This window comes from Rhodococcus sp. JVH1 (genome assembly GCF_000280725.2).
GTDB classification, from domain to species: Bacteria; Actinomycetota; Actinomycetes; order Mycobacteriales; family Mycobacteriaceae; genus Rhodococcus_F; species Rhodococcus_F jostii_A.
In genome coordinates this window covers 5,519,408-5,532,074 of the sequence record NZ_CP166289.1, presented here as the reverse complement: position 1 = coordinate 5,532,074, position 12,667 = coordinate 5,519,408, and the positions used below count along the sequence as shown (strand labels likewise).

Genomic DNA, 12,667 nt, shown 5'->3' with positions numbered 1-12,667 from the left:
CGGTCACTCGGCGTCGTGCAGGACCAGGCCGAGGGTTCGGCGGGTGCCGCGCCGAACGGTGCTGACACCGTGCCGTACCGGTCCCGTCGACCAACCGCGGGTCGAGCGCACGGGTCTGTCCCTGGTGGTGAAGATCAGCGCGTGCCCCTGCTGCAGCGTCGTCACCGTGCCCCGGGACTGGGCGCGGGGCCGCTGCTCGACGAGCATGAACTCGCCGCCCTCGTGGTCCACTCCCGGACGGTCGAGGCCGATCACCACCTGCAACGGGAACACGAGGTCACCGTAGAGGTCGCGGTGCAGCGCGTTCCAGTCGTTCGCGCGGTAGCTGAGCAGGATGGGTGTCGCTCGTTTCTGGCCGGCGTCGTGGCACATGTCCAGCCATTCGCCGAGGGTGTCCGGCCACGGCGAGGGATGCCTCAGCTTGGCGGCCCAGTCCCGTGCCACGGGAAGCAGTTTCGGGTAGAAGGCGGCGCGGAGTTCGGCCACGACCTCCGGTAGCGGGTAGTCGAAGTACCGGTACTGTCCCGAGCCGAAACGGTGCCGGGCCATGTCGACGGTGGACCGGAAACGCTCGACCTCCTCGTACATGTCCGCGATCTGCCCGCATTCCGCGGCGGTCAGGATCTGCTCCGATTGCGCGCATCCGGCGGCATCGGTCTCGGCGTGGAGACCCTGCCAATCCAGGTCGTTCACGCGTTGCGTCAAAATGGTCATGCCGCTGCCTCCAATGTCAGCAGGATCGACTTGGCCTCCGGCCCACCCGCGTACTGCCCCATACTGCCGTCACTGCGGACCACCCGGTGGCAGGGAACCACGACGGGGAGCGGGTTGAGCGCGCAGGCGGTTCCGACCGCGCGCACAGCTTTCGGACTGCCTGCGGCCGCCGCGACCGCGGCGTAACTCGCGGTGTGGCCGTAGTCGATCTCGGGAAGATGGTGGAGAACCTCGAGCCGAAATCCCTTGGACAGCCTGAAGTCCAGCGGGATGTCGAAACTCGTGCGCTCGCCGAGGAAGTATTCGTCGATCTCGTGGGCCACCCTGTCGAGTCGGGCGGGTGCGCGCAGGATCCGGGGGCTGATCTGCTCGGCGAGGGTCTGCAGTACGGCGTCGTGATCCTGGCTGGGGAAGGCGACCCGCACCAGCCCGCGATCGGTGGCGGCGAGCAGGAGCGAACCGACGGGGGTGTCGAGTGTCCGGTACGCGACGTCGAGGAGACCTGCCTCGGCGGCGAGGGCGGCGAGCCGCTCACGCAGTTTCTGCTCGACCGCGGAGTCCGACGTGGACAGGGCGTAGACGATGTCGGGGATGTTCATGTGATGTCTCCACTCACAGAGATCGAGAGGGTCTTGCGTAGCGCCGCAATGCCGTCGGCGGCCGCCCGCCGCGACGCGTCCGGGGAGTTGCCGAGGATCACCGCGATCTCGGTGTACGGCAGCCCGGCCAGGTAGTGATACGCCACCGCAGCCCGCTGCTTCATCGGCAGGGCGCCGACCGAGTTCCACAACTCGGCGTCGTGACCGCCGGGAAGTCCGCGGTCGGTGGTCTGCTCGGGAAGCTCGTCGGTGGGGACGGGCCGCCGGTCACGCGCACGTATGTGGTCGAGCGCTTTCCGGTGCGCGATCGTCACCAGCCATGCTTCGACGTTGCTCCCGGGACGCAGGTCGGGGTACGCCCGCATCGCGGCGATGAACGTCTCCGACCAGGCGTCCTCGGCGTCCACCGGACCGACCACGGCCCGGCAGACCCGCAGCACCGTCGGGCCGTGCTCGGCCACGACGTCTTCGAACGGTTTCAGGGTCATCGGCTCAGCCGGAGTCCCGCCCGTTCCGCTTCGCGTTCGAGCAGGAACCGTTTGCGGTCGAGCCCGCCCGCGTACCCCGTCAGGCTGCCGTTGCTCCCGATGACGCGGTGGCACGGAACGATGATGCTGATCGGATTTCTGCCGTTCGCCGCCGCCACCGCACGAACCGCGGTCGGGGTGCCGAGGGAGTCGGCCAGCTGACCGTACGTCCACGTTTCGCCGTACGGGATGGTGCGCAGGGCGTCCCACACTCGTTGCTGGAACAGGGTGCCACGCGCGGCGAGCGGGACGGTGAACTCGGTTCGCCTGCCGTCGAAGTATTCGGTGAGCTGGGTGATGGCCTCGTCGAAACCTGCGGTGTCGCGTTCCCCGAACGTAGCGGGATTGGGCTGATGCCGGTGTTCGACCATGTAGATGCCGCTCAGCACCCCGTCGACGCTCACCAGCGTCAGGGGGCCGATCGGTGAATCGATGACTGTGTGTGTTGCTCGGTCGGCATTCACGGTGCCAATCCTTCCAGGTGTACGGGCCTCTGAAAGGTAGACGTCTGCCACGACCGAAACGTGAGGTGCGAAAAGCATCAGGCAGGATGGGCCGATGGCTCTCGTACAACTCGGCACCCGCGACCTGGTGCGTACCGTCACCGGGATCGTCCGGTGGTCGGCGGACACCGCTGAACTCGTCGTCTCCCTTCCCGGCCGGATCGGCACCCTTCTGGACCAGGTCGAAGTGCTGATTGCCCGCATCGAGGCGATCAGCGACGGCGCCGAGATCGCCGTGTCGAGGGCGAACGCGGTGGCGGAATCGGCGGCGACCGTCGTCTCCACCGCCGACCACGCGTCCGCGTCGGCGCAGACCCTCATCGGCCTGTACGAGCCGCTGGCGACGAAGGCCGCCCCACTGGCACAGCGGTTCGTCGACGACCTCACCGAGGAGGAGATTCACGCCGCGATCGGGTTGGTGAACCACCTGCCCGAGCTGACCCTCCGCATGGAGGGGCTGCTGCCGATCCTGGCCACCCTCGACACCGTGTCGCCGGAGATCCACCAACTCCTCGAGGAGGTCCAGGGCGTGCGCCAGGCGATCCAGGGCGTCCCCGGGTTCAAGTTCTTCCGCAAGCGCGGCGAGGCCCAGGAGGACGAGGACTACGCGCGGTAGCCGTCCGTTCCGGCGCGTCCGACGACGATCTTCGGGACCACCGCGCGCGACGACAGCCGCAGCAGGGCGTCGACGAGTTCGACGATGTCGTCGACCTCGATCATCGCCTCGGGCGGGATCGTGTCGTGGATCCACGCGGACATGTCGGTGTCGACGTACGCCGGGGCGAGCGCGGTCGCGGAGACGCCGTTGCCCGACTCCTCCACGTTCAGCGTCTCGGTGAGGGAGATCAGCGCGGCCTTGGTCGCCCCGTAGACGGCGAGCCCCGCCTCGGCGTACACGCCGGTGATCGATGCCAGGGCCACGACCTTGGACCCGCGCCCCGGGTTCTCCGCCGCACCGGTCCGGAGCAGCGGCAGCGACTGCTGCAGCAGGCTGAACGGCGCCCGCAGGTTGACTCCGAGGCTCTTGTCGAATCGGCTCAGTGGGAACTCGCCGATGGGGCCCGCGGTTCCGACCCCGGCATTGAGTACCAGCGCGTTCAGCGAACCGTAGGCGTTGGCGTGCGCCTCGACGACGCGTCCCGCGGATTCCTCGTCAGCGAGGTCACCGGCGACCACGACGACGTCCTTCGCGCCTGCGGTCCGCAGGTCGGCGGCCACGGACTCGAGCCGATCACGATCGCGGGCGGTGATCGTCAGCCCGTACCCCTGTTCGGCGAGACGGGTGGCGATGCCGAGTCCGATACCACGTGAGGCACCGGTGATCAGTGCGGTGCGACTCATACGGTCTGTCCTTTCAGGGCGCGCAGGCCGGCCGCGATGAATTCGGGCACCGCGTCGCCCGCCTTGTCGAACCCCTCACCGACGGTGGCGCCGACACGGTAGCGGTGGTTGATGCCCTCGGCGATGACGGCGAGTTTGAAGTTCGCGAGCGCCAGGTAGAAGTTCCAGTGGACCAGTTCGCGCCCCGACGCCACGGTGTAACGCTGCGCGAGGTCGTCGGCCGACGGCAGTCGCGGGCTCGTCCAGGCCGCCGGTTCGCCGAGCACCAGGTCGAGAGCCGGATGCCGGTAGACGCACATCAGGGCGACGTCGGTGAGGGGGTCGCCGAGGGTCGACAGTTCCCAGTCCACGACCGCCGCGACGGTGCTCACGTCGCCGGACGCGAGGATGGTGTTGTCGATGCGGTAGTCGCCGTGCACGATCGACGACTCCGACTGCTGCGGAATCGATTCGACCAGCGCGGCATGCAGGCGGTCGACGTCCGCGGAGTCCGTCGTCTTCACCCGCCCCCACTGACTCGCCCACAATTTGACCTGCCGGGCCACGTACCCGTCCGGGCGGCCGAGCTCGCCCAGGCCGACGGCGTCGTAGTCGACGTTGTGCAACGCACCGAGCACACGGACCAGTTCGTCGGTGCACGAGTCGATGTCGTCGCCGGACAGCGCCTCGAGATCCGACTTGGTCCGGATCACCTGACCCGTCACATGTTCCACCACCGTGAACGGCGCGCCCATCACACTGTCGTCCTCGCACAGTGCGACGGTGGCGGCCACCGGGACGTCGGTGCCCTGCAGCGCCGACGTGATGCGGAACTCGCGGGCAACGTCGTGCGCCGACGGTGTGAGCCCCGCGGTGGGCGGCCTTCGCAGCACCCACCGCGAGGAGTCGTCGAAGATGGCGTACGTGAGGTTGGACTTGCCGCCGGCGATCAGGTCGGCCCGCAAGTCACCGTCGAGAGGAACGCCCGACTCGGACAGGAACTTGTGCAGCGCAACGAGATCGAGCCCCCGATGTTCGCTCATGCGCCCGCCTCCCGCGCGGCCTTCTTCGCGGCACCCACGACACGCTTGGCGATGGCCCAGCGGTGCACCTCGGACGGTCCGTCGTAGACGCGGAACGGTCGCACCTCGCGGGACAGCCGGGCGAGGGGCAGGTCGCCGGACACGCCGAGACCGCCGCACATCTGGATGGAGCGGTCGACGATCCGGAAGATGGCCTCCGAGGCGTAGGTCTTGGCGATGGACGTGGAGTTGCTCGCGTGGCCGCCCTGATCGAGTTCCCAGCATGCCCGCGTCAACAGCGCCCGGCTGGCGGCGATGTCGATCTCGTTGTCCGCGACCATCTTCTGGACCATGCCCAGATCGCCCAGCTTGCCGCCGAAACCGTCACGTTGCGCGACGTGTGCCACGGCGACGTCGTGGCCGCGGCGCGCCGCACCGAGCCAGCGCATGACGTGTGTCATCCGGGCGGGCCCGAGCCGGACCTGGGCGTAGGCGAATCCCTGGTCCACCTCGCCGAGAACCCCGCTGTCGGGGACGAACAGATCCTCGAAGAACACCTCGCAGTGCCCACCGATCATCGCCCGGTCGAGGGTGTCGATGTGGCGTCCCACCCTCAGCCCCTCGGCCTCGGCCGGTGTGAGGAACATCGTGGCGCCGCCGCGGTCGCCGGGCACGCCGGAGGTGCGGGCGAAGATGATGAAGAATCCCGCGCCATCGGCGCCGGTGATGAAGTACTTGTGGCCGTTGATCTTCCACCCGCCCGGCACCTTCTCGGCGCGCGTGGTCAGCGCCGAGGGGTCGGAGCCGGCTCCGGGCGACGGCTCGGTCATGGCGAACGCCGACCGCATGTCGCCGTGCGCCAACGGGGCGAGGAACCGCTCCTTCTGCTCCGGGCTGGCGATGTGCGCGAGCATGTGGACGTTGCCTTCGTCAGGTGCCCCGATGTTCAGGGCCGTCGGACCGAACAGCGAATAGCCCGCAGCCTCGAAGACGGGCGCGCGATCGGTCATGTTCAGGCCGTGCCCGCCGTACTCGACGGGTGCGTGCGGGGCGAAGACTCCGGCGTCCTTGGCTGCCTTCTGCAGCTCCACGCGCAGGGTGTCGCCACCGGCAGCTGTGATGTCGCCGCCGTGCTCGTCCTCGATGGGCAGCACGACTTCGCGGATGAACGCCTCGGTCTTCTCGACGAGCGCGGTCACCTCGGGTGCGTAGGACAGATCGATCGCCACAACTACCTCCAGTCAGTACGGCGACTCCGGTACCGACCGATCACTCGCTCGGTCGAAGTCGTCCCCGACAATTCCACACCTTCGAAGGCCGGTCAAGACTCAGCCGGACGCGCCGACCGTGCTCCTCGCGATCGCCAGGTACCGCTCGACCAGTTCGTCGGGCGACAGCGGCCCGTCCTCCCGGTACCAGGTGGACACCGCGACACACATCGTGACGACGGCGCGGCTCGCGTCCTCCGGGAACGGCGTCCGGAACAGCCCGGCCGCCACCCCCTCGCGGACGATGTCGTCCAGCATCTCCTGCTGCTCGTCGCGCAGCGCGATGTACGCCTTCCGGCTCTCCGGTTCCATGCTCCGCGTCTCCCGGGACGCGACGAACGCCTGCTCGCGCCGGTACATGTGGAACCGCAGCAACGACTCGACGACCGCGTCGAACCGCTCGCCCGGTGTCGGGCCCGCCTCGGCCACCGCCGCGTGGCTGCGATCGAGGAGTTCGCGCATCACCGCGTTCGTCAACCCCACCAGCAGCGCCTGCTTGGAGGGGTAGTGATGATAGAGACCGGGGACCGACAGACCGGCGCGGGACGCGATCTCACGGATCGACGCGCCGTCGTACCCCTTCTCGACGAACGCCGCCAGCGCCGCGGCCAGAACCTTGGACAAGCCCTGGTCGGTGTACTCACGCCAGGAACTGCCGCGCTGGGTGCCCTCTACCGTCATGGGTCCTACGGTAGAACAGGCACCCGCCGCTCCCCTGCTGCGGTCGCGGGAGTTGACTAGAGTCGAACGAGGTCGCCCAGATCGACAGCCTTCTCCGACAGAGAGCCAGGGACCACCTGATGATCCACGTCCGCCACTCCGCGATCGCAGCCGTGCCCATCCATGTGGCGTTCGCGTACATCGACGATTACCGGACGGTCCCCGACTGGATGTTCGGAGTCTCGGAGTTCCGTCCGATCGGGGAATTCGACCAGGGGATGGAGTCGACATTCGACGCCGCGATCCACATCGGCCCCAGCACGCTGCGGTCCCGGTTAGAGGTCACCGAGTGGGAACAGGACCGGGTCATCACCCTGGCGTCGCTCGACGGCGCCGCCAACTCCTCTACCTGGGAGTTCACCGCTCACGGTGAGGACAAGACCGAGATCAGCGTGGACTTCGCGTACAAACTCCCCGGCGGTCTCGCCGGCAAGGCCCTCGGCCTCATCGTCGAACCGTTCGTCGAAACGGCCGTGAAGAACACCGAGGCGACCTTGCGGCACAACCTCGAGGAGCTGTACGCGAAGCGCAACCGCTAGCGTCCGGGCAGGAAAGCCAGCCGTCCGACCGTTGTCCCCTCGCCGAGTCTCGCGATGCCGTCCGCGACGTCGGTGAGTCCGAGCCGCTCGCTGATCATCGGCTTGATCTCGCCTGCCGCGGCCATCCTCGTCAGCTCGTCGTGGCACTCCCGGATCGCAGCGGGGTTGTAGGCGTTGTACAGCCCCCAGTGCAGCCCGATGATCGAGTAGTTCTTGATCAGTGCATGGTTCAGCCCGGGCGACGGGATGGTGCCACTCGCGAACCCGATCACAATGATGCGACCCTCGAACGCGATGCACTTGGTCGACTTCGTGTAGGAGTCGCCGCCCACCGGATCGAACACGACGTCGGCACCGCGGCCGTCCGTGAAGTCCTTCACGGCCTGGACGAAGTCCTCGCTGTGCCGGTCGATCACGAGGTCGGCTCCGAGTTCCCGCGTATACGCCGCCTTCTCGGACCCGCCGACGACGCCGATCACCTTGGCGCCTGCCGCCTTACCCAGCTGCACGGCCGCGCTGCCCACACCACCTGCCGCAGCATGCACGAGCAGCGTTTCGCCGGGCTGGATCTGCGTCCTGCGGTGCAGCGCAAACCATCCCGTCTGGTAGCCGATCGACAGCGCCGACGCCTCGGCGTCGTCGAGGGCCTCCGGAGCGGGGAACGCGGTGGCCGAGGACATGACGGCCAGCTCGGCGAACCCGCCGTTCGGCAGGCTCGGCATGCCGATCACCCGGTCGCCGACGGCGAACTCGGTGACACCCTCACCCAGGCCCACCACCTCGCCGCACAGCTCCACACCGGGAGTGAACGGAAGCGGCGGCTTAATCTGGTACTCACCGCGGCACAACAGCACATCCGGGAAGTTGGCGGTCGCCGAGAGCACCTTGACCAGCAACTCGCCGGGCTTCGGTTCGAGGTCGGGGACGTCCTCGAACGTCAGAACGTCCCGCGGCTGGCCCAATTCGTGTACACGCCAAGCCTTCATCGATCAGTCCTTCGGTCCACCGGCGACGTAGACGACCTGACCCGACACGAATCCGGCGCCCTCGCTCACGAAGAACGATGCGGTGTGCGCGATGTCCTCGGGCTGCCCGACGCGGTTCACGGGGATCTGCGACGCCGCGGCCTTCTTGAAGTCCTCGAATCCGACACCCACCCGCTCGGCGGTCGCGGCGGTCATCTCGGTCTCGATGAAGCCGGGCGCGATCGCGTTCGCGGTGACACCGAACTTGCCGAGCTCGAATGCCAGCGTCTTGGTGAAGCCCTGCATGCCCGCCTTGGCGGCGGAGTAGTTGACCTGCCCGCGGTTGCCGAGCGCCGAGGTGCTCGAAAGGTTCACGATGCGCCCGAACTTGGCGTCCACCATGTACTTCTGCACGGCCCGCGACATCAGGAACGCACCACGCAGGTGCACGTTCATCACGGCGTCCCAGTCGTCGACGGTCATCTTGAACAGCAGGTTGTCGCGGGTGATCCCGGCGTTGTTGATCAGGATCGTCGGGGCGCCCAGTTCGGTCGCCACCCGCTCGACTGCCGCAGCGACCGACTCCTCGTCGGCGACATTCGCGCCCACGGCCAGCGCTTTTCCGCCGGCGGACGTGATCGCGTCGACGGTGCCGGCACATGCGGACTCGTCGAGGTCGAGGACGGCGACCGCGTAGCCGTCCTCGGCCAGCCGCTTCGCGACGGCGGCGCCGATTCCCCGGGCCGATCCGGTGACGATGGCAGTTCTACGTTCCTGGCTCACTTGTTTCCTCCATGCTGGTTGTTCTCGGTCTTCGTGCGGTATTTACGCAGTTCTCTTCTCGCGATGGACATCTTGTGGACCTCGTCCGGTCCGTCCGCGAGACGCAATGCCCTCAGATGGGCGTACATCATGGCGAGGGGGAAGTCGTCGGTCACGCCGGCCCCACCGTGCACCTGAATCGCCCGATCCACAATCTTGAGCGCAATATTCGGAGCCGCCACCTTGATCGCCGCGATCTCCGTCCGCGCCTCCTTGTTCCCCACCGTATCCATCAGATACGCCGCCTTCAGCGTCAACAACCGAATCATCTCGATCTCGATCCGCGCCTCCGCAATCCAATCCTGAACATTCGCATTCTCACTGACCGGCTTACCGAACGTCACCCGCGACGACGCCCGACGACACATCAACTCCAACGCCCGCTCCGCCATCCCGATCGCCCGCATGCAATGGTGAATCCGACCCGGACCCAGGCGCGCCTGCGAAATCGCGAAACCCTCCCCCTCCCCCTTCAACACATCCTCGACCGGAACCCGCACATCCGCGAAATCGATCTCCGCATGCCCCTCACGATCCTGATACCCGAAGACCGGCAACCCCCGCATCACCGTCACCCCCGGCGCATCGATCGGCACCACCATCATCGACTGCTGCCGATGCGCCGCCGCCGACGGATCCGTCTTCCCCATCACGATCAACACCCGGCAATTACGATGCAACGCATTCGACGCAAACCACTTCCGCCCGTTCAGCACATACTCGTCACCGTCCCGGACCATCGACAACTCCACATTCGTCGCATCCGAACTCGCCACCGCCGGCTCCGTCATCGCGAACGCCGACGCCATCGTCCCCTCCAGCAACGGCGTCAGATACTTCTCCTTGTGCTCGGCCGTACCGAACAACTCCAGCACCTCCATATTGCCCGTATCCGGCGCATTACAATTGCACGCCTCCGACGCAATATGACTGCGCCCCATGATCTCCGCCAACGGCGCATACTCGAGATTCGTCAACCCCGCACCCGTCCCCGGATGCGGATGAAACAGATTCCACAACCCCCGCCGCCGCGCCTCCGCCTTCAACTCCTCCAACACCGGCGGCTGGAAATGCGGATCCCCCGACTCCCGCATCTGCTCCTCGTACACCGCCTCCGCCGGATACACATGCGAATCCATGAACTCCAGCAGATCGGTCTGGTATTGCCGGGCGCGATCGGATAGGTCGAACAGCGACATGCGGGCTCCTCGTGCGGTCGGGTCAGGACGGCTGGGCGAGGAGCGAGGCCTGGTAGCGGCGCATTCCCCGGATCCATCGGTCGTAGTCGGCGCCCTTGTGCCGGTACATCTCCAGCACTTCGGGGTGCGGAAGGATCAGGAACTGTTCGGCTTCCATTGCGGCGAGCACACATTCGGCCACCTCGGACGCTTCGAGAACCGTACCCGCGGTGGTGACGGCGCGTGCGGCAGTGGCCGACAGGGCGGCGTCGTCGGTGAGCAGCTTGGTGTTGACGCCCATCGGGCACAGGCAGCTGACACGGACGCCCTTGTCGCCGTACGTGACGGACAGCCATTCGGCGAATCCGACGGCCGCATGTTTGGTCACCGAGTAGGGGGCGGAACCGATCTGGGTGAGTAGCCCGGCGGCCGAGGCCGTGCTGACGAAGTACCCCTCGCCGCGCTCGATCCAGCCGGGGACCAGCCGGCGTGCCGCCCGGATGTGCGCTCGGACGTTCACGTCGAGGGCGAGGTCCCACACCGCGTCGTCGGGTTCGAGATCCTCCCCCGCCGCGACGCCCGCATTGGCGAAGTAGAGGTCGACGGCGCCGAAAGCCTTCTCCGCAGCGTCGATGACCGAGCCGATCTGTGCGTCGTCGGACGCGTCGGCACCGCGGGCGATCGAGGCCCCTGGACGCGTCGCGTTGATCCGGTCCGACACTGCCTGGGCCGATGCGGCATCGAGATCGGTGACGACGACCCTGGCCCCCTCGGCGGCGAGCCGCTCCGCGAGTGCGCCGCCGATTCCACCTCCGCCACCGGTGACGATGGCGACCTTCTGCGCAACCTGCACGAGATTCCTCCTCGAGGGGACACGGACGTGATCCCAGTCTTCCACAGAAATCACCTGAATCCGGTGTCGGATTCAGTTTCGTTGACCTGGGTGCCCCACGCCCTCACGCCGTCGGGTGGCGCTCAGCTCCGCTCGGGGAACCTCAGCCCGTTTGCCCAGATGCGCGTCGTGGTGAACACGACGTCGTCGAAGTCGACGGGAGTGCCGTCGGTCCCGTTCACGCTGGCCACGAACACGTTGTAGGCCAACCGGCTGACCATCCCCGACAACGCACGCGACGCCAGCATCGGGTCGAGTTCCTTGTCGGCGATGCCCCGCGCCTGCAGTTCCGCGATGCCCCGCGCGTTCCGCGCGATGAACGCGTCGGCCCGCTGACGCCGCAGGTCCGCGAACGCCGGGTCGATGTGCGCGACCTGCTCGAGCAGCCCCATCAGCTTGGCGTTACGCCGGTAGGCCTCCAGGTAGGCGCGGTTACTCGCCTCCAGGACGGCGTACGGGTCGTCGGTGTCCTGCACCCGCTTCATGCCCGGGTGCATCATGTCTTCCTGCGCCACCTCGAGCACAGCGGCGAACACCTGCTCCTTATTGTCGAAGTAGGTGTAGAACGACCCCGTCGAGCAGTTGGCTTCCTTCGTGATGTCGGTGAGCCGGGCATCGAGGTACCCGGACCGCTCGAACACCGTCCGCGCGGCCGCCACCAACGCCGCGCGCGTGCGTGCACCACGCGGTGTCGCCGGAGGCTCCCGCAACAGATCGGTGGCCGCCATCGACGGGGCGGGCTGGTCGTCCCACTCTTCATGGACGGTGCGCGTGGTCATTTCCTACTTATACGCCAGCACCGCAGCCCCGCCCAACCCGACGCTCAGGTGATGGTGATGCCGCCGTCCACCGCGATCGTCTGACCGGTGACGTACGCGGCAGCGTCCGAAGCGAGCCAGACGACGGTCGCGGCGAGCTCCTCCGGGTCACCGAGGCGACCGAGAACGAGCCGCGATTTCATCGATTCGAGGTACCCGTCCTGGTACTGGTCCGTCATCTCCGTCTCGAAGAATCCGGGAGCGATCGCATTCACCCGGATGCCCTTGCGGGCACCCCACTGCTGCGCCAGGTCGCGGGTGAGACCGATGACCCCGGCCTTGCTCGCGGCGTACGCGGCCTGCGGAAGTCCCGCGGTGGTGAGACCGAGCACGCTCGCGATGTTCACGATCGCGCTGCCCGGCTTCATGACCTTCCCCGCCGCCTGCGCGGCCCAGTAGGAACCGTTCAGGTTGATGTCGACGACCTGCCGGAACTGCTCCGGCGTCTCCCGCGTCGCGGGGACTGCCGTACCGACGCCGGCATTGTTGACGAGCACGTCCACCCGGCCGAACTTCTCCATGGCCGCGTCGATCATGTTCTGCGCCTGAGCCGGGTCTGCGATATCCGTCGCAACGCACAGCGCCTGACGTCCGGCGGCCCGCACCAGTTCGGCGGTCTTCTCGAGACGGTCGGTGCGGCGCGCCGCCAGCACCACATCGGCGCCGGCCTCCGCCGCGGCCTGCGCGAACGCCACCCCGAGACCCGACGACGCACCGGTCACGACGACCACCCGATCGGTCAAGCTGAACTTGTCGAGAACGGACATACGAAGCGACTCC

The 12,667-nt window shown here is 67.5% G+C and carries 16 protein-coding genes; 2 read left to right on the top strand and 14 right to left on the bottom strand.

The genetic code is table 11. The features are described 5' to 3' along the window. Positions 1–3 precede the first annotated feature (3 nt). The 4 genes from JVH1_RS25640 to JVH1_RS25625 are packed head-to-tail and all read right to left on the bottom strand — an operon-like array spanning position 4 to position 2,304. Positions 4–714 carry a 2OG-Fe(II) oxygenase gene (locus JVH1_RS25640; RefSeq protein ID WP_009474997.1) on the bottom strand — a complete coding sequence of 237 codons (711 nt, stop codon included), beginning with the start codon at positions 712–714 and terminating at the stop codon, positions 4–6. After that, the gene (locus JVH1_RS25635; RefSeq protein WP_009474998.1) at positions 711–1,313 is read right to left on the bottom strand and encodes a methylated-DNA--[protein]-cysteine S-methyltransferase; all 603 of its coding nucleotides are present in this window, start codon (positions 1,311–1,313) and stop codon (positions 711–713) included. Before JVH1_RS25635 ends, JVH1_RS25640 begins: the two co-directional genes overlap by 4 nt. Next, a complete protein-coding gene (locus JVH1_RS25630; protein WP_009474999.1) occupies positions 1,310–1,801 on the bottom strand; it encodes an RNA polymerase sigma factor in 492 nt (163 codons plus the stop codon). The genes JVH1_RS25635 and JVH1_RS25630 overlap by 4 nt, the downstream gene beginning before the upstream one ends. Further along, the gene (locus JVH1_RS25625) at positions 1,798–2,304 is read right to left on the bottom strand and encodes a methylated-DNA--[protein]-cysteine S-methyltransferase (protein WP_009475000.1); all 507 of its coding nucleotides are present in this window, start codon (positions 2,302–2,304) and stop codon (positions 1,798–1,800) included. The genes JVH1_RS25630 and JVH1_RS25625 overlap by 4 nt, the downstream gene beginning before the upstream one ends. A 94-nt stretch (positions 2,305–2,398) precedes the next feature. Between JVH1_RS25625 and JVH1_RS25620 the strand changes: the two genes are divergently transcribed. Beyond that, the gene (locus tag JVH1_RS25620) at positions 2,399–2,959 is read left to right on the top strand and encodes a hypothetical protein (protein WP_009475001.1); all 561 of its coding nucleotides are present in this window, start codon (positions 2,399–2,401) and stop codon (positions 2,957–2,959) included. Here JVH1_RS25620 and JVH1_RS25615 read toward each other — a convergent pair. From JVH1_RS25615 to JVH1_RS25600, 4 genes are all read right to left on the bottom strand, one after another. Beyond that, positions 2,947–3,684, bottom strand: a complete 738-nt coding sequence (locus tag JVH1_RS25615; RefSeq protein ID WP_009475002.1) for an SDR family oxidoreductase — start codon at positions 3,682–3,684, stop codon at positions 2,947–2,949. The two genes, JVH1_RS25620 and JVH1_RS25615, sit on opposite strands and share 13 nt — an antisense overlap. Beyond that, positions 3,681–4,706 carry a phosphotransferase family protein gene (locus tag JVH1_RS25610; protein ID WP_009475003.1) on the bottom strand — a complete coding sequence of 342 codons (1,026 nt, stop codon included), beginning with the start codon at positions 4,704–4,706 and terminating at the stop codon, positions 3,681–3,683. Before JVH1_RS25610 ends, JVH1_RS25615 begins: the two co-directional genes overlap by 4 nt. Beyond that, on the bottom strand, positions 4,703–5,914 hold the full coding sequence (locus JVH1_RS25605; protein WP_009475004.1) for an acyl-CoA dehydrogenase family protein: 1,212 nt from the start codon (positions 5,912–5,914) through the stop codon (positions 4,703–4,705). Before JVH1_RS25605 ends, JVH1_RS25610 begins: the two co-directional genes overlap by 4 nt. A 99-nt stretch (positions 5,915–6,013) precedes the next feature. Then, positions 6,014–6,634: a TetR/AcrR family transcriptional regulator gene (locus tag JVH1_RS25600; RefSeq protein ID WP_009475005.1), complete on the bottom strand. Its 621-nt coding sequence runs from the start codon at positions 6,632–6,634 to the stop codon at positions 6,014–6,016. Positions 6,635–6,753: 119 nt separating this feature from the next. On the opposite strand from JVH1_RS25600, the gene JVH1_RS25595 reads away from it, so the two are divergent. Next, positions 6,754–7,212, top strand: a complete 459-nt coding sequence (locus JVH1_RS25595; RefSeq protein ID WP_009475006.1) for an SRPBCC family protein — start codon at positions 6,754–6,756, stop codon at positions 7,210–7,212. Here JVH1_RS25595 and JVH1_RS25590 read toward each other — a convergent pair. The 6 genes from JVH1_RS25590 to JVH1_RS25565 all read right to left on the bottom strand — a co-directional run bounded on the left by JVH1_RS25590 (position 7,209) and on the right by JVH1_RS25565 (position 12,654). After that, positions 7,209–8,198 (bottom strand): NADPH:quinone oxidoreductase family protein, encoded by a 990-nt coding sequence (locus tag JVH1_RS25590; RefSeq protein WP_009475007.1) that lies wholly within the window; start codon positions 8,196–8,198, stop codon positions 7,209–7,211. The genes JVH1_RS25595 and JVH1_RS25590 overlap by 4 nt on opposite strands. Positions 8,199–8,201: 3 nt before the next feature. After that, positions 8,202–8,960, bottom strand: a complete 759-nt coding sequence (fabG, locus tag JVH1_RS25585) for a 3-oxoacyl-ACP reductase FabG (protein ID WP_009475008.1) — start codon at positions 8,958–8,960, stop codon at positions 8,202–8,204. Then, positions 8,957–10,198 carry an acyl-CoA dehydrogenase family protein gene (locus JVH1_RS25580; protein WP_371113040.1) on the bottom strand — a complete coding sequence of 414 codons (1,242 nt, stop codon included), beginning with the start codon at positions 10,196–10,198 and terminating at the stop codon, positions 8,957–8,959. The genes fabG and JVH1_RS25580 overlap by 4 nt, the downstream gene beginning before the upstream one ends. Positions 10,199–10,220: 22 nt before the next feature. Next, positions 10,221–11,030, bottom strand: coding sequence for an SDR family oxidoreductase (locus JVH1_RS25575; RefSeq protein WP_009475010.1), 810 nt, complete (start codon positions 11,028–11,030; stop codon positions 10,221–10,223). A 122-nt stretch (positions 11,031–11,152) separates the two neighbouring features. After that, positions 11,153–11,848, bottom strand: a complete 696-nt coding sequence (locus JVH1_RS25570; protein ID WP_005569496.1) for a TetR/AcrR family transcriptional regulator — start codon at positions 11,846–11,848, stop codon at positions 11,153–11,155. Positions 11,849–11,892: 44 nt separating this feature from the next. Next, positions 11,893–12,654, bottom strand: coding sequence for an SDR family NAD(P)-dependent oxidoreductase (locus tag JVH1_RS25565; protein WP_005251443.1), 762 nt, complete (start codon positions 12,652–12,654; stop codon positions 11,893–11,895). Positions 12,655–12,667 lie beyond the last annotated feature (13 nt).